Annotated in this window: 15 protein-coding genes and 1 pseudogene; 13 read left to right on the plus strand and 3 right to left on the minus strand. The window is 32.4% G+C overall.

From position 1 onward, the window contains the following. A pseudogene (locus tag BLV37_RS13985) lies at positions 1–202 on the minus strand (transposase); the annotation flags it as partial. 328 nt (positions 203–530) lie between these two features. On the opposite strand from BLV37_RS13985, the gene BLV37_RS13990 reads away from it, so the two are divergent. From BLV37_RS13990 to BLV37_RS14045, 12 genes are all read left to right on the plus strand, one after another. Continuing rightward, a complete protein-coding gene (locus BLV37_RS13990; RefSeq protein WP_091732841.1) occupies positions 531–1,868 on the plus strand; it encodes an N-6 DNA methylase in 1,338 nt (445 codons plus the stop codon). Further along, positions 1,858–2,766: a restriction endonuclease subunit S gene (locus tag BLV37_RS13995; RefSeq protein ID WP_091732843.1), complete on the plus strand. Its 909-nt coding sequence runs from the start codon at positions 1,858–1,860 to the stop codon at positions 2,764–2,766. Before BLV37_RS13990 ends, BLV37_RS13995 begins: the two co-directional genes overlap by 11 nt. Before the next feature lie 61 nt (positions 2,767–2,827). After that, positions 2,828–3,118, plus strand: a complete 291-nt coding sequence (locus BLV37_RS15480; protein WP_280140154.1) for a restriction endonuclease subunit S domain-containing protein — start codon at positions 2,828–2,830, stop codon at positions 3,116–3,118. 78 nt (positions 3,119–3,196) lie between these two features. Then, entirely contained in the window at positions 3,197–6,499 is a 3,303-nt protein-coding gene (locus tag BLV37_RS14005) for a type I restriction endonuclease subunit R (RefSeq protein ID WP_091732848.1), read from the plus strand. 57 nt (positions 6,500–6,556) lie between these two features. Next, positions 6,557–7,333 carry a zinc ribbon domain-containing protein gene (locus tag BLV37_RS14010; RefSeq protein ID WP_091732850.1) on the plus strand — a complete coding sequence of 259 codons (777 nt, stop codon included), beginning with the start codon at positions 6,557–6,559 and terminating at the stop codon, positions 7,331–7,333. 37 nt (positions 7,334–7,370) lie between these two features. Next, entirely contained in the window at positions 7,371–7,610 is a 240-nt protein-coding gene (locus BLV37_RS14015) for a hypothetical protein (protein ID WP_091732853.1), read from the plus strand. Positions 7,611–7,620: 10 nt separating this feature from the next. Further along, entirely contained in the window at positions 7,621–8,979 is a 1,359-nt protein-coding gene (locus BLV37_RS14020) for an MORN repeat-containing protein (RefSeq protein ID WP_091732855.1), read from the plus strand. Between the two features lie 73 nt (positions 8,980–9,052). Beyond that, on the plus strand, positions 9,053–9,652 hold the full coding sequence (locus tag BLV37_RS14025) for a hypothetical protein (RefSeq protein ID WP_091732858.1): 600 nt from the start codon (positions 9,053–9,055) through the stop codon (positions 9,650–9,652). A 334-nt stretch (positions 9,653–9,986) separates the two neighbouring features. Beyond that, positions 9,987–11,882, plus strand: a complete 1,896-nt coding sequence (locus BLV37_RS14030) for a DEAD/DEAH box helicase family protein (RefSeq protein WP_176967995.1) — start codon at positions 9,987–9,989, stop codon at positions 11,880–11,882. 36 nt (positions 11,883–11,918) lie between these two features. Further along, positions 11,919–12,821 carry a GIY-YIG nuclease family protein gene (locus BLV37_RS14035; RefSeq protein WP_091732863.1) on the plus strand — a complete coding sequence of 301 codons (903 nt, stop codon included), beginning with the start codon at positions 11,919–11,921 and terminating at the stop codon, positions 12,819–12,821. 280 nt (positions 12,822–13,101) lie between these two features. Then, positions 13,102–13,674, plus strand: coding sequence for an Eco57I restriction-modification methylase domain-containing protein (locus tag BLV37_RS14040; protein WP_280140155.1), 573 nt, complete (start codon positions 13,102–13,104; stop codon positions 13,672–13,674). Continuing rightward, positions 13,671–14,582, plus strand: coding sequence for a TaqI-like C-terminal specificity domain-containing protein (locus tag BLV37_RS14045; protein ID WP_091732884.1), 912 nt, complete (start codon positions 13,671–13,673; stop codon positions 14,580–14,582). Before BLV37_RS14040 ends, BLV37_RS14045 begins: the two co-directional genes overlap by 4 nt. Here BLV37_RS14045 and BLV37_RS15120 read toward each other — a convergent pair. Beyond that, a complete protein-coding gene (locus BLV37_RS15120) occupies positions 14,579–14,746 on the minus strand; it encodes a hypothetical protein (RefSeq protein ID WP_176967996.1) in 168 nt (55 codons plus the stop codon). The two genes, BLV37_RS14045 and BLV37_RS15120, sit on opposite strands and share 4 nt — an antisense overlap. Positions 14,747–15,061: 315 nt before the next feature. Between BLV37_RS15120 and hpt the strand changes: the two genes are divergently transcribed. Next, complete coding sequence (gene hpt, locus BLV37_RS14050) at positions 15,062–15,589, plus strand: hypoxanthine phosphoribosyltransferase (protein ID WP_091732887.1); 528 nt, start codon at positions 15,062–15,064, stop codon at positions 15,587–15,589. Between the two features lie 33 nt (positions 15,590–15,622). On the opposite strand, the gene dapB is transcribed toward hpt, so the two are convergent. Further along, the gene (dapB, locus tag BLV37_RS14055) at positions 15,623–16,405 is read right to left on the minus strand and encodes a 4-hydroxy-tetrahydrodipicolinate reductase (RefSeq protein WP_483145415.1); all 783 of its coding nucleotides are present in this window, start codon (positions 16,403–16,405) and stop codon (positions 15,623–15,625) included. Positions 16,406–16,695 lie beyond the last annotated feature (290 nt).

Genomic DNA, 16,695 nt, shown 5'->3' on the forward strand with positions numbered 1-16,695 from the left:
CCTTAGCTAGCTTTTCAGTTTTCATAACGATAAAGGATCTTAAAAGAGCATGAAGACAATAACCAGTAGGTCCAACTTTAGACGAATGATATTTTGGGAAACTAGACAAATCAATGATATCGAAGATTTTTTCATAAAATTTTGTTTTGCTATTAGATGTAAATAAATCAATGTTATTAAAGATTAATTGACGTTCAAACAAGGGCTTCGCCTCCTTAATATAATATTTGGTGGTACTTATATTATTTGACATAAAGAGGCGAAAACCCTTTTTGAAAATAGAAATATTTTTGAGTGATAAGAAAAAATCACTGTATAGAACACAGTGATTTCAAGCGTTTCAAGTTATGACAAACGCTAGATATAATGCTATTGAGGTGATTGTATATGGACTATAGGATATTAGGTGTTTTTATATTATTGACAATACTTGTCAGCATACAATATTCTTTAAATAGAATAATAATTGAATTGAGGGAAATAAAAAAAATATTGCTCCAGAATAAAATAAGAAATTAGTAGGTGAAAAAATGGAGTCTTTTGTAGAAGCTATAGACAATATATATAATTTGTATTCAAAAGAACCTTATGTGAATGTAGAGGAGGAAATACTCTTGTCTGCAGTATTACTCTCTATGGAAAGCAATGGGATAAGAGATGAATACATGAGAAAAGTCAATATAGATAGCCTATTAAAGGCTGGTGAAACAAAGGCTTATGATTATTTTAAAAAAGCTATAATTAATATTTGCTGGAAGGACGAAAAGATATTACTGAAAATCTATGAGTATGCTGTTAGCAAAAGAGGTAAGGACAAAGAAAAATATAGCATTTACTATACACCTTATTGGATAGTTAAATATATGGTGGATAGTTCTATTAAAAAAGCAACCTTGAATTATCATAGACTAAATGACATAAAAATACTTGACCCCTGTTGTGGTTCCGGTGGAATGTTTGTTCAGAGCCAAAAGTTTGTTGAAGAACACCAAGGAAAAATAGGGAACTTATCCATATATGGTCAAGAACTAAATGCAACTACATGGAAATTATGCAAGATGAATCTAGCTATAAGAGGCTTAGAAGGTAATCTAGGAGAGCATCATGATGATACCTTCCACAACGACCTGCATAAAAATTTAAAAGCAGACTACATCTTAGCTAATCCACCTTTTAATATTAGTGACTGGGGAGGAGATAGGTTAAGAGAGGATATAAGATGGGAATATGGAATCCCACCAGTAAGCAATGCCAACTATGCCTGGCTTCAACATATGATTCATCATCTGGCTCCTAATGGCGTTGCAGGCGTAGTTTTGGCTAATGGTGCCTTAAGCTCTAACACATCTAATGAAGGGGAAATTAGGAAAAGTATGTTAGAAGATGATATAGTAGATGCTATTGTAGCCCTGCCTGATAAGCTCTTCTATTCCACAGGTATACCTGTTTCACTATGGATTTTAAATAGAAATAAAAAGAATAATCCTAAGTATAAAAGCAGAGAGCATGAGATACTATTCATAGATGCCAGAAACCTTGGGGAGATGATTGACAGAAGGCATAGGGAACTTAGGGAAGAGGATATTAAAAAGATAGCAGATACCTATCATCAGTGGAGAAATATAGACGGTAAATATGAGGATATAATGGGCTTTTGTAAATCTGCAAGCCTTGAGGAAGTTAGAGAGCATGAATATGTATTAACTCCTGGAAGATATGTGGGGATTGAAGATGTAGAAGATGATGGCATACCTTTTGAAGAGAAGATGGAGAAGCTGACCAGTGAGCTAAGTGAGTTATTCGCCAAATCCAGACGCCTAGAGGAGGAAATAAGAAAAAAACTAGGGGGACTAGGGTATGAGTTATAATGGGTGGAAAGAATATAGGTTGGATGAGTTAGTAGAGAGTGTATCCGTAAAGCATGAATTTAAAAAAGATAAGATCATTTTAGTTAATACATCTGATGTATTGGAAGGAAAAGTACTAAATCATGAATATGTTAAAAATAAAAACCTTAAAGGACAATTTAAAAAGAGTTTTATAAAAGGAGATATTTTATATAGTGAAATAAGACCTAAGAATAAAAGGTTTGCTTTCGTTGATTTTGATGCAAAAGATTATGTGGCATCAACAAAGCTTATGGTTTTAAGAAGAAAGAATGCTAATATAGATAATAGATATTTGTATTATGTGGTAACAAATGAAAGATTTATATCAATATTGCAAAATTTGGCGGAGACAAGATCAGGAACATTTCCTCAAATTACATTCAATGAATTAGGTATGCAAAAAGTAAAAATTCCAAAACTTAAAGAACAAAAAGCCATAGCCCACATTCTCTCTACCCTAGACGAAAAAATAGAAGTCAACAACCGAATCAACAAAACTCTAGAAAATATGGCACAAGCAATCTTCAAGCATTGGTTTGTGGATTTTGAGTTTCCCAATGAAGAGGGAGAACCCTATAAGTCCAGTGGTGGAGAAATGGTTGAAAGTGAACTGGGCATGATACCTAAGGGGTGGGAGGTTGGAACAATACAAGATATTGGAGATGTAGTTGGAGGTGCAACACCTTCTAGGAAAATAGATAAGTATTTTGTAGAAAAAGGAATACCTTGGATTACACCAAAAGATTTATCAGAGAATAAAAATATGTTTATTAGTAGGGGAGCATTAGATATAACTGAAGAGGCTTATAAGAGTACAAGTGTAAAAAAAATGCCTAAGGGAACTGTTTTATTTAGTTCTAGGGCTCCCATAGGATAATATGGCTATTGCAAAGAATGAAATAACAACAAACCAGGGTTTTAAATCAATAGTTCCGCGGATGTATAAAGGATTAAGTAGTGAATACATTTACTGTTGGTTAAAGGAGAATATGGATAATATTAAAATCAGAGCGTCAGGCTCAACATTTAAAGAAATATCAGGAAGTGAAATGAAAAAAATACCTGCTATAATTCCTGAAAAAAATATTTTAGCTAAATTTGAAAATACTATAAAAAGTATTTTTATAAATATTGAGGCTAGAGAATTAGAGAACCAAGTTCTATCAACACTTCGAGATGTCATAGTTCCAAAACTTATGTCAGGTGAAATCAGAGTGCCTTTTGATTAAGAAAATGAAGCATAAAGTGCTAAATGTAATATTGCAGGAGTGGAAGCATCCAAACCAGATTTACAAGGGGGGAAGCATATGAGTTTATTCGAGAATTTTAAAGAAGAATATTTAGAAGAGGCAGCTATAGAGATATTACAAGAGCTAGGATATGAGCATATATTTGCGCCTGATATCTCTTGTGATGGGGAATATTCAGAGAGAAGAGATTATAGAGAAGTAATCTTAGAGCGGAGAGTAAAGGATGCTTTATATAGAATTAATAGGGATTTACCAGCAGAAGCGCTGGAGGAGGCCTATCGGCAGATTATTACCTTTAATAGCCCTAAGCTTGAAGAAAACAACAGATACTTTCATAGCTTATTGGTAGAGGGGATTGAAGTATCCTATAAAGAAAAAGATATTATTAGAACAAAAAGGGCATATATCATTGATTTTGATGATATGGCTGGCAAAAAAAATAATAATGAATTCTTGGTAGTAAACCAATTTACAGTTGTAGAAAACGAAGAGAGAAGGCCAGATCTGATTATATTTGTTAATGGTATTCCATTAGTTGTAATTGAACTAAAGTCAGCCAGTGATGAAAATGTAGGAATTGAACAGGCCTATTATCAGATTCAGACCTATAAGAGGGATATCCCATCTTTATTTTACTACAATGCCTTCTGCATCTTAACTGACGGGATTAATGCCAAAGCAGGAACAATTACATCTAATGAAGAACGTTATATGAATTGGAGAAGTATTGATGGTGAGACTATTGAACCCTTATCCAAGCCACAATATGAGGCTCTCTTTTATGGCATGCTTTCCAAAGAGCGACTACTAGATATTATAAAGAATTTTATACTATTTCAGGAATCACAAGATGAAGAAAGAGATGCTGAAGGTAATAAAATAGGAGTTAAGAAAAAGCTTATTAAAATTCTTGCAGCCTATCATCAGTATTTTGCGGTAAAAAAAGCCTTAGAAAAGACCAAGGAAGCCACCAGTGATAATGGAGATAGAAAGATTGGAGTTGTCTGGCATACCCAAGGTTCAGGTAAAAGTTTTTCCATGGTTTTCTATACAGCTGGCCTGGTAAGGGAGTTAAATAATCCTACCATTGTAGTAATTACAGATAGAAACGATCTAGATGACCAATTATACAATACCTTTTCTAAATCCCAGGATATATTAAGGCAGACTCCTAAGCAGGCTGATGTAAGAAAGCTATCGGAAGAGCAAAAGAAGCAGCAGGTTAAGGAAAACTCCAAGGAAATCAATGGATTATTTGACCTTTTAAATGAGCGGGAATCTGGTGGCATTATCTTTACCACTATTCAGAAATTCAAACCAGAAGCAGGGGAAATGCCTGTTCTAACAGAACGTAAGAATGTAATTATTATTGCTGATGAAGCCCATAGAAGTCAATATGGTTTAGAAGCAAAAACAGATTTAGAAACGGGAGAGTTAAAATATGGCTATGCTAAATATATAAGGGATGCCCTTCCCAATGCCTCCTTTATCGGTTTTACAGGTACCCCCATAGATCTGGAGGACCGCTCCACTACTGCTGTCTTCGGCCATTGTATTGATATCTATGATATGACACGGGCAGTAGAAGATGAAGCTACTGTAAAGATCTATTATGAAAATAGAATTATAAAGCTAGAGACAGATGAAGAGGAACTACTTAAAATTGATGACGAATTTGAAGAAGTCACAGAGGGGCAAGAAGAGTTTGAAAAAGAGAAATATAAGTCCAAATGGTCAAGATTAGAGGCAGTTGTTGGCTCTCCCAATAGGGTGAAGAAGCTGGCCGAGGATATTGTTAATCACTTCGAAGAGAAAGCAAAGGCTATAGATGGCAAAGCTATGATTGTTTGCATGAGTAGAAGGATTTGCGTAGACCTCTATGATGAGATTGTTAAATTAAGACCTGACTGGCATGATGATGATGTAAATAAGGGGAAAATCAAGGTAGTTATGACTGGAAGTGCAGCTGATAATGAAAGACTGCAAAAACACATAGGTGGCAAGCAAAGAAGAGACACATTAGCAAAAAGGATTAAAAATAATGCTGATGAACTGAAGATTGTTATTGTCCGTGATATGTGGCTTACCGGCTTTAACGTACCTTCCATGCACACAATGTATATTGATAAGCCTATGAAGGGACATAATCTTATGCAGGCAATTGCCAGAGTAAATAGGGTGTTCAAAGATAAATCTGGCGGAGTTGTAGTTGATTATATCGGTATCTTAGAAAGCCTAAAAAGAGCACTGAAGGAGTATACAGAAGTAGACAGACAAAATACAGCAATTGACACCTCTGTGGCTGTATCTTTAATGCTAGAGAAGTTAGAAGTACTGAAAGCTATGATGCATGGTTATGATTATTCCTCATATATGGGAAGTTCGCAAAAGGAAAGAATAAGGGCTATAACAGAAGGTATGGACTTTATTATAAGAAAGTCCGAGAAAGAGCAGAAGGAGTTTAAAAAAACAGCAGTAGAATTAGCCAAGGCTCATTCTTTATGCGCAGCTACTGATGAAGGAAAAGCCAATGCTCTGGAAGTAAGTTATTTTAAGGCTGTAAAGGCCAGTTTAACAAAGCTCAAAGAAAAAGATGTAGATAAAAAATCAAAGAAAGAGATAGAAGCAAGAGTTAATCAGATGTTAGAGCGGTCAATTATTTCAGAGGAAGTCATTGATGTCTTTGATGTTATGGGACTGAAAAGGCCTGATATCTCCATATTATCAGAAGAATTTTTAAACGAAGTAAGAGAGATAAAATATAAAAATTTAGCTGTAGAAATGCTTAGAAAGTTATTAGAGGGCGAAATTAAAACAATGGAGGTAAAAAATCTGGTAAAAGCTGAGAGGTTTTCAGAGAAGCTAAAAAAATCCTTGAATAAGTATAGAAACCAAGCCATTACCAACGCAGAGGTAATAGAAGAATTGATTAGAATGGCCCATGAAATGAAGAAGGCTACAGAAGAGGAGAAGGATTTAGGATTAAATGAAGAGGAGATTGCTTTCTATTATGCTTTAACAGCCGATGATATTGTAAAAGAATTCATGGAAGATGAAACCTTAAAAAAGATAGCACAGGAGCTGACAATTGCTATTAAAAGCAATATTACCATTGACTGGAGCGTAAGAAAAAGTGCACAAGCAGGTATGAGACGCATCATCAAAAGACTTCTTAAGAAATATGATTATCCACCAGAACAGGCAAAGAAAGCCCTGAAAATAGTAATGAGACAGGCAGAGAAGATGTGTAGTAATTTTAAAATTGAAGATATCAAGTATAATAAAGTTGCAAAAGAAATATGGAAAAATATAGGGCATGAAAAGGTTGCTGATACTGATGTATATCATACAGAAGGATAGGTGATAAGAATATCTTTCTGATTAAGATACAACACATTAAATAAGGAGGAGCTAATTATGGTGAAGTTATGTTCAAATTGTAAAAAAGAAATTAAGCCTGGAAAAAGATTTTGCGGATTTTGTGGTACAGCGGTAATAATAAAGGAACGTCGCTGTAATCAATGCAATGAGTTGTTGGAAGATGGAGAAAACTTTTGCTCAATGTGTGGTAGCAAATACACAGAGACTGATAATATTGAAGTTACTCCATCCAGTGCTAGTGAAAAAGAAAAGCATTTGAAAGCGGGTTCTTTAGTCACTGCCAGTGGAACACTTAGGTTTTCAAAAGGAACCGGGGAAGATGAAAAGAAAGCCGTAAGAGCTTTGAAGAAAGAAGTTCAGGAACATTCAGGTGGTAGATGGAATAGGGGATTGTTTTTATACAACAAGGATGAAAAGCTGGTCTATATAAGAAGAAAAGACTCTTCTTATATAGAGGGCTACTCTTATAATAATGCTCATGTTCTGTTTCGTCGATATACAGTCCCTAAAGAAGTTGATCAGGTATGGGAAAAATCATCTTATGCTCAAGAATGCTGTTATTTTTTTCATAATATAGATGCCTTTTTTGTATGGGATTCCTACATATTTATGTCTATTTACGAGGGAAGATTAGCTTGGTCTGCTGCTGATAGAAGAGATGCACATTATTTACCAAATGAACAAGCGGATGTAACATTGTATTACGGAGGAAGGCCAGAGCTTGAATTTTTACCTAATGGGAATATTAGATGTCAACATTTTTTTAATAATGCTGAGTGTAAGTTGGAAAAGGGAGTATTTATACCAATTTAAAAAAGTATAAGGGTAAAACTTAAAAGGAGTATATGATATGGGAAAACAATGTAAATATGCAAAAGTGGGTAAACCATTATTATATGGAGTAGCAGATCTTTGCTATTGTACTTCGCCTGGTAATCAAAACTCAAGTAAGGGTAATCAAGTTAAAAGAAAGGATGGAAGTGGATTTCCAATCACAGGTTACGCTGATGGCACTGGTTGGTGGCTACTATGTATAGAGGGAAGAAATTATAAGGGCGTAACACCATCAAGGTGCATTTTTTACAGGTAGGAGTGATACAATGGATCCAACAACATTTAAAATTCTCTATGAAAATCTATGTCTGAGGGTGTCTCAGGAAAAATTGGCCATAAAATATGGATGTGACCCAAGATTTAAGACCCAACAGAAAATTAGCGAGTGTGTTATTGAAAATGGTTTTGGAACAGGAGCTAAAGGCTTCCAGGCAGCCTATTATCGTACACATCTACAAGGGCTATCCAGGGAAGAGTTTGCCGAACTTTTACAAGACTATGGGGGCAACAGAAGCAAAAAAATCGATGATTTTATAGCCCATATAGATAGAAAAAAAGCTAGCAGGCAAAATACTATAGCCAGACCTGATTATCTGGAAAGCAATGCTCAACAAGGATTTAGGAATATCAGCAATAATTCAAATAATTATAATCAAGTATATAATTATAACAAAGTTGATAAAAGAAGTGATAGCTCTATAGGTAGTCTCTTTATATCAATTGTAGCATTGGCCTTTCTATTTTTAATTCTAAAAGCAGGCTTTTCATATATAGCAAAACCATTCTCAGGTCTATCAAGTATATTTAATAAAGATATCAATGTAGCTCCTATTAGCACCAGTAATGGGACATATATAGGTGAAGTCGATTCTAAAAATAGGGCTAATGGATATGGGGTTGAATATGTCGATAAGGATAACTTGTATTTGGGAAAGTTTAAGAAAAATGAAAAAAGTGGCGAAGGAATAGAAATAGTTGGTGAAAATTACTTCGCTATGGGAAATTATAAAAAAGATAAGCTGGATGGCTTAGGGGTTATCAATCAGTCTGGAACTTTATACATAGGTGATATGAAAAAAGGTGAAATGGATGGATATATAGTAGAAATAAGTCCTGGCTATGATAGTATTGCTATTAGTAGATATAAGAAGGGTAAGGAAAAAGAGTCAATACTAAGTATAGATATGGTTTCTGGACAGGTCTCATATCTGGGCAGTAAAAAGCCTTATGGGCTAACCAATTTAAATAATCGTTATTATTTGGAAACCGATAAGAAGACTGCTGTAAAATCCATAGAAATAAGAGAGGGTTACATATTTGTAGGCTCCATGAAAAGAGGTAATTATAAGGGCTTAGGTATAAAGGTATTTGATGACACAATAAGTTATGGAGATTGGAAAGGGAATGATGTAAAAAGTAGTGTTAATCTACAAGATGGTAATGTATTCTTTGGAGACTATAAAAATTCCTTAAAAAATGGCAAAGGCATGGACTATATTCTTGTGGAACCACCAGACACAGAGGTAATTCTTAAGGGGGATATATATATAGGTTATTTTAAAAATTCTATGCGCCATGGGAATGGTAAGTTTATTTTTAACGATGGTCTTATAATAGATATGTAATATAGGTTTTTTATAGATATAAAAGGGGCTTGATTGTTATTTCTATATATTCTTGAAAGTGAGGAGATAGTTTATGTTAAATGATGAAATTGAGGTTGAAAAAACCAACCTTAAGATGTTGGAACTTTGTCAAGAATGTGGAAGAGTATATTATAAAGCATTAATTTTTACCTGTTCCCATTGTGGTGGCAAACTAATAGAAGCAGATTATAGAATTGCAGAAGTTGTTATAAAATTAATTGATTTAGGTTTCAAAGTATCTTGGTCATATCTGGGATACCATAATAATCTTAATGAACAAGGTCCAGGGACTCAAATATGTATATATTTTGACGACAAATATCCTGCTTCTGTGTTTGGCGATTTACCTCCTGAGTGGTATTTATCAGAATATTATATACAAGAAGAGGAAAATGGGCAAGAAATAGGTTTTTCAGCCTTAGTATGTGAATGCTATCATGATGATAATGTTTTGGATGATAAAAACATGAACTTTGATATAAAGGTAACCACTAGTAATATGGTTACTTGGCTGAATGACAAGGATCCAGAAGGAAACAGAGCATTTTTAATATTATCGGGGTGTCGATTAGGGGGCAATCGTGTATTTGAAAGAAATGATGAAGTAATGTCCCTTAAAGAAATATTAGATTTAGTATCTAAGGAGGTCTGACTGGGGGCTAAATATGCTCCCAGTTATCCATAATGCATAATATAAAATTAGATGATTTTGATTATTCAAATAATATATTATAAATTAGTTTTTAAAGATAAAATCAAGTACATAAATATGATAAATGAACAATTATGATTATAGATGTAGATAATAAAGCACATATTTATGTTGATAGGTTTTTAGGATAGAAAACATCAAGTATACCAAAGTTCTTTTATCAGTAGGAAAGAAAAGTATGCTGCTGATCTTTGTGTGGTAGAAAAATATATGCCTGATGTATTTAGACTTTTTATAGACTAGTAATGGCGTAATAGAAAATTATAAAACTATTGTGAGTTATATTGATAAAATAATCTACAACTATCCACTCATTAACTTTAGGTCTAGTGGATACACTAAGGATTTTCAAAATTTTGGAACAGACAGTGAACCATGGGAGAGAACTTTGATAGCTCTTATAATGAGTGAATATCGTAAGTATCTTTTTGCAGACTGTAAGCTAAATATTAAACCCGTTATTATGCTTAAATCCCAAAAAATTAAAGAATCGGAGGACTTTTACGAGGAGTTCTTCTCTAAAATAGATTCTTTAACAGGCTCAGAAATACAAGAACTTTATTCCGCAAAGATAGATATACTTACACAAGCATTAGATTACTTTAAAACTAAAGACTCAAGCTTTCAACTGTTAGAACATAGTTTAAAAAGTAGTTTTACTAAGGATAACTCAATTATTATTAATGGAGCTGCAGATAATAGCAGAGAAAATCAATTGCTTGTTAACTCCCTAGAGGACGAAGACAATCCAATTCGTCTTATTTTTGCTGTAGATATGTTAAATGAAGGTTGGGATGTGCTTAATCTATTCGATATAGTAAGGCTTTATGATACGAGACAAGCAAGTGGAAAAGCTGGTAAAATCGGTGCATACACTATAAAAGAGGCTCAGTTAATTGGTCGTGGTGCGAGATATTGTCCATTTAAAGTTTCAGAGGAACAAGATCGATTTAAAAGAAAATATGACAATGATCTTAACAATGAGTATCGTATATTAGAAACTATGTTTTTTCATAGCAGAAATGATTCACGTTATATAGCTGAATTAAGACAGGCTTTAATTGCAACAGGGCTTCAGGATGAAAATCCTATTAAATTAGAATATAAACTAAAAAAGGAATTTAAAGATACTGAGCTTTATAAAAAAGGATTAGTATTCTCAAATAAGCGTATTCCAAAAGGAAGAGATGAAGTAAAATCATTAGAAGAAAGAATTAGAAATAAGGTATATAGATATACACAAAAAACAACACGAGGTGCAGTAGTAAATTTAATTGGAGATAATAAAACATCAACAACTGCTTCAGAAATAAAAACTATAAAATTTAAAGATATAGATTATAATGTATTGCTTGGTGCAAGTGAAAAGTTTAATGAACTTAGATTTAGTGTGATACAAAGCAAGTTCCCGCATGTAAAAACGTTGAAAGAATTTTTAACCTCAGAAGAATACCTGGGGAACTCTACGATTGAGATTAAATATTTTACTGAAAATATCACTGGTAGGGATTTATTTAAGGCTTGTATAGGAGCATTTGAGAAAGTATCAAGCTATATAATTTCCTTGAAACCAGAATATATTGGAACGACTGAATTTGAGCCAAAAGCAATTAAATCTGTTATTAAGGATAAGAGTATTTATCTATCTAGGCTTGATGAAAATGGTGGGAAAGGTGTGTCACAAGTGAATTGTCCCAATCCAGAATATCAGATTGATTTATCAAAAGAGAGTTGGTATGTTTTCAACGATAATTATGGGACTAGTGAAGAAAAATTATTTATTAAATTTTTCAAAACTGATATTGAACCAAAATTAAAGGCTAAGGGATTAGAGTATTATGTAGTTAGAAATGAAAGAATACCCGAACTCGCTATTTATAGCTTTGAACATGGTGAACGATTTGAGCCTGATTATCTGCTTTTTGTGGCAAAAAAGAACAGTGATAATATATCTAACTATCAAACCTACATTGAACCTAAAGGGAATCATTTGCTTAAGGAAGATAGATGGAAAGAGGAATTTTTAAATAAAATAGGGGAAAAGCATTATATTCCTAAAACTTTAATATCTGGAAATGAGTATAAAATAATGGGGTTACCTTTTTATAATGATCAATACCGAAGAGATGATTTTTTAGAAAAAGTATCTGCATGGATAGATACAATTTAAATTTTGGTTTTAGTAAAGTAGAAAGGAGGTTTTGTTGTGGCGGTACGAGGGAAAAGCATAAACTTATTTCTGATGGATGGGACAGCTGTTGGGAGGATAAAATGCACTCTCGCTAATTGGACAGGCGTTGCATATAAAATACCTAGAACAGAACTAGATAAATGTAAAGAACGGGATGATCTTAAGCAAAGTGGAGTTTATTTTCTTTTTGGAACTTCTGACCAGACAGGAGAAAATGTTGTTTATATAGGACAGGCAGGAATTCGTAAAAATGGAGAAGGTATTTTATATAGATTAATAGAACATAAGCGAAATCCTGACAAAGATTATTGGACGGAAGCTATCGTTTTTACAACTTCTAACAACTCTTTTGGACCGACAGAAATAAGCTACCTTGAAAATCGCTTTGTTGGAATGGCAACAGAAGCAGGTCGTTATTTAGTTAAAAACAGCAATGATCCTACCATGGGGAATATAACAGAAGAAAAAGAAAGTGAACTAGAAGAATTTATAGATTATGCCAAGATTGTAATGGGGACTTTGGGGCATAAATTATTTGAGGCTTTAGCTGAAAAGTCCAGCACACCAAAAGTAAAAGAAATAATTGATGATGATGAATTAACACTTTTTATGAAGAGGAATAGCCGTAAAAGTGGGAAGTTAATTGAGGCAAGTTGCAAGCAGACAAGAGAAGGTTTTGTTATATTGAAGGGAAGTCTTATTGAAACCATTGACTCTGAAAGTATCCCACCAGGAATAAAGGAACGAAGGTTAAAAGCAAAAATAGATGAGCATGGTATTTTGCAAGAAAATGTTTTAGTTAATAGCCCTTCATATGCTGCAGCTTTTGTTATTGGTGGCCATGCAAATGGGCTTGTAGAATGGAAAACAGAAGATGGAACAACTCTAAAAGAAATAGAAAATAAAGAGCCTAGTTAAGTGGGTTTTATCTTATCTGCTTTTTAATATTAGAACCTTTTAATTATATCTATATTTTTTAATTATTGACATAATTAGCACTGCTGGTGTGTGCAATAATAATTATAATAGAATAAACTTAGTAGAGATGGATCTACTCTCCATAGATTACCTAAACAAATATACTTTTTAAAATAGAATTAAACCTCATAAAGCCCTTGATATAAGGGCTTTCCTGCTAAATAAAACCTACCAACATATAAATTCTCCATTATAAAATTGTATCAAAGACGGTAAGAACATAGAGCCTGCTTGTGGCTGTGGGGCCTTTTTATTATATATATTTGATGTGTTATTTGAGCTATATTCTAAAACGGGCAAATATACTCCAGAGAGTATTTGCAAGTATATAATTGAAGATAATCTATATGGTATTGATATAGACTCAGAATCTATCCAAATGTGCAAATATTTATTAACTATTAAGATGTTTAAAAAAACTGGCAGACTCTTTAGTTTTAAATACAATTTATTTATAAGGGATTTTTTAAAACAATCTCTCGTTGATGATTATTCCTTTAACTTAATAATAGGCAATCCACCCTATTTTGAGAACAGGAATATAAATAAATATTATGATAAAAATTTTTTGAAGATAAATTATACTACTGCAGTTGGAAGATTTGATATTTATAGTCTTTTTATAGAGAAGTCAATACTCCTTTTACAAGAAAAAGGAATCCTTTCTTTTGTCGTTCCAGGTAACTTGCTTTCAAACAACAACTTTTCCGGAACTAGAAAGTATATACTGGACAATTCTAACATTTCAAATATTATCAATCTAGGAGAAGACATATTTCAAAGTGTAGCATGAACATGATTATTTTGACTCTTAATAAAGGAAAATTTTCTAAGCATAATAGGATTGTGTGTAAAAACATATCACATAGTGAAAACAAAAAAAGAGATATTAGGACTAAAGATTTTAAACTGATACCTCAGGAATTTTACTATAGTACATTACTAAATGTTTTTGATATTGATTCCTCATATGCTGTATTTAAGCTTAGAGAAAAAATATATAAAAGTAATCCTTTAAAAATAGAAGATGTTTCCGAAGTGGTTGCGGGAATAGCTACAGGTAATATTAGAGAAAAGCTATTAACAAAGGATAATAGCAGAGTAAATGCAAAAAAAATATTGCGAGGAAAGGATGTGTTGAGATATTATCATCAATGGTCAGGATTATATTTTATTGATGATAAAAGCTTAATAGACAGGAAGGCTGGCGAATATGCTACCTTTATGAGGCCTGATATGATTAATAAAGAAAAAATTATCATAAGACAGACAGCAGATAGGTTTATATGTTCCTATGATAATGAAGGATATTATATTCTAAATACACTTTATTCTCTAACATTGAAAAACAAGGAGAAATTAGAGTTAAAATACTTATTAGCACTATTAAATTCTAAACTTTATAACTTTTTATATAGTTCCTTAATTAGAGAACAAGGTAAACTATTTCCACAGCTTAAAATATTCCATATTCAAAACAGTCCAGTAAATATCCCATCCAAATCTATACAAGAGGAAATAATAAATATTGTAAACAAAATAATTTCACTAAATGAAGAATTAAAGAATCAAAAGACCGTAGATAAAGAACATAAGAAAAAAACAAAAGACTCATTAAGTCTTTTATTAGATGATATGATTTTTAAAATATTTTGTTTAACCAAAGAAGAAATTGAAATTATTAATAATGAACAAAACTAATTATTATTATAGCGTGTATTTTGAAGAAATTCTTTTTTAAAACTTGTATGAGAAATATATTCCTTTTGACTTATGATTCCTTTTTTCTTGAGCATATCAAATAATGTAATAAAAGATATAGAAAGTTCACATAGTAGCTTTTCTACATTGTCCATATCATTCATTTTATCAACTCCAGTATATAGTGTTTTTGTATATTTGTATATTATAGTCAAAAGAAAATAAAATATTCCCATTAAATTTAAATTAAATTTATAAAAATAGTGATGATATCATGCCCATTAAATTATATTCAATAGATTTTTTAAAAATCCTCCTATAAACTATTATATAAATTAAACAAATTTATTAATTATTTTTAAAATATGTATTAGCTAAAACATTGACAAAGTAAATTCTTTAGATTAGAATGAGTTTAAAATATGCAGGTTTGCAATCATAATAAATTTGTAAATTACTTCTAAAGGAGTTGATCTTATATGGAAATGAATAAAAAGCAAAGGGTTTTATTTTCTGCTGATGATATTAGCAAAAAGGTCAAAGAACTAGGTCAGATAATAAGTGCTGACTATGAAGGTAAAGAGCTTGTAGTTGTATCTCTTTTAAGAGGAAGCTTTATTTTTGCTTCTGATTTAGTAAGAGAAATTAATGTACTTACTCAAATTGAATTTATGACTACTGCCAGCTATGGACACGGCGAAGAAACATCAGGTCAAGTAAATATAGTTACTGATATAAAAGATGATATTACAGGGAAAGATGTTTTAGTAGTGGATGATATTATGGATACAGGCTTAACTATGGAAAAGATACTAGAGCATTTAAAACAAAAAAATCCAAATTCCATAAAATCCTGTGTTATGCTAGACAAGCCAGAAAGAAGAAAAACACATATAACGCCAGATTATGTAGGCTTCACTATACCTGATGTGTTTATTGTAGGCTATGGATTAAATTATGGAGACTATTATAGAAATATCCCTTATATATTTACATTTGATGAATAAAAGAAACAAAAGAGCTGATTATTTTCAGCTCTTTTAATTATCCATTAAATCCCTCATGCTATAAAAGCCAGGAGCTTTTCCTATTAAAAATTTAGCAGCCCTTATAGCACCCAAGGCAAATATATTTTTTGAGGATGCACTATGGGATATTTCAATGGTTTCATCTTCACTTGCAAATATTACTGAATGCTCACCTACTATGGTACCACCTCGTATAGCGTGGATACCTATTTCATTTTCCTTTCGTTTCTCCGTATATGAGTGCCTACCGAAAACATACTCTTTTGAATGGTTTAGAGCTTCATTTATTTTATCTGCAATAGAATAAGCAGTTCCACTAGGAGCATCTACCTTTAAATTATGATGCTTTTCTATTATTTCAATGTCAGCTAAATCTCCTATTGTTTTTGCTGCCATTTGAACAAGGGCTAGTATTATATTTATTCCTACAGACATGTTTGAAGAATAAAATATTGGTATACTACGGGAAGCATTTTTTATATTTTCCATATCCTCTGGCGACATGCCTGTTGTTGCAATAACTAAAGGAGTATTAGTTTTTATTCCATAATCTAACAAATCGTTTATAGCCTTAGGGCTAGAAAAATCTATTACTATATGTGCCTTTTCCTTAAGATCAAAAATATTCTTATACACAGGAAAAGACATTTTTATTTTTTCAGGCTCTGTATCTATACCAGCGACTATATTAAGCTCATCATCATGTTCAATCTGCTTTACTAACACCTGCCCCATCTTTCCATGACATCCATTTACTATAATGTTTAACATAATTACCTTGTATGATATAGTCAAGGACTAAAATCATACTCTCCTTCCTTATTTATTTTAATTATCCGCTATAATCAAATTAGACACTGTGGACTTTTTATAATTACCTATAGCTTGACTATTAGATGGAGTGTATTGCCACTGTCTTATTTAAATCATTTATAGTTGGATAAGTTTTAAACTTTTATCTCCCGCAAGGCTATGAGAATAAGACTAGGTGGATCAAAACAGTTGTCAATTATTATAAAGGACGTGGTTCTATGATTTACGTTGGCATTGATATTGCCAAACTAAAGCACTTTGCCGCTGCTATG

Source organism: Proteiniborus ethanoligenes, assembly GCF_900107485.1.
Classification (GTDB): domain Bacteria; phylum Bacillota; class Clostridia; order Tissierellales; family Proteiniboraceae; genus Proteiniborus; species Proteiniborus ethanoligenes.

Excerpts from the sequence above, each read along its gene's own strand:
- BLV37_RS13990 (WP_091732841.1), top strand. The coding sequence starts at position 531 with ATGGAGTCTTTTGTAGAAGCTATAGACAATATATATAATTTGTATTCA.
- BLV37_RS13995 (WP_091732843.1), top strand. The coding sequence starts at position 1,858 with ATGAGTTATAATGGGTGGAAAGAATATAGGTTGGATGAGTTAGTAGAG.
- BLV37_RS15480 (WP_280140154.1), top strand. The coding sequence starts at position 2,828 with ATGTATAAAGGATTAAGTAGTGAATACATTTACTGTTGGTTAAAGGAG.
- BLV37_RS14005 (WP_091732848.1), top strand. The coding sequence starts at position 3,197 with ATGAGTTTATTCGAGAATTTTAAAGAAGAATATTTAGAAGAGGCAGCT.
- BLV37_RS14010 (WP_091732850.1), top strand. The coding sequence starts at position 6,557 with ATGGTGAAGTTATGTTCAAATTGTAAAAAAGAAATTAAGCCTGGAAAA.
- BLV37_RS14015 (WP_091732853.1), top strand. The coding sequence starts at position 7,371 with ATGGGAAAACAATGTAAATATGCAAAAGTGGGTAAACCATTATTATAT.
- BLV37_RS14020 (WP_091732855.1), top strand. The coding sequence starts at position 7,621 with ATGGATCCAACAACATTTAAAATTCTCTATGAAAATCTATGTCTGAGG.
- BLV37_RS14025 (WP_091732858.1), top strand. The coding sequence starts at position 9,053 with ATGTTAAATGATGAAATTGAGGTTGAAAAAACCAACCTTAAGATGTTG.
- BLV37_RS14045 (WP_091732884.1), top strand. The coding sequence starts at position 13,671 with ATGAACATGATTATTTTGACTCTTAATAAAGGAAAATTTTCTAAGCAT.
- BLV37_RS15120 (WP_176967996.1), bottom strand. The coding sequence starts at position 14,746 with ATGAATGATATGGACAATGTAGAAAAGCTACTATGTGAACTTTCTATA.
- hpt (WP_091732887.1), top strand. The coding sequence starts at position 15,062 with ATGGAAATGAATAAAAAGCAAAGGGTTTTATTTTCTGCTGATGATATT.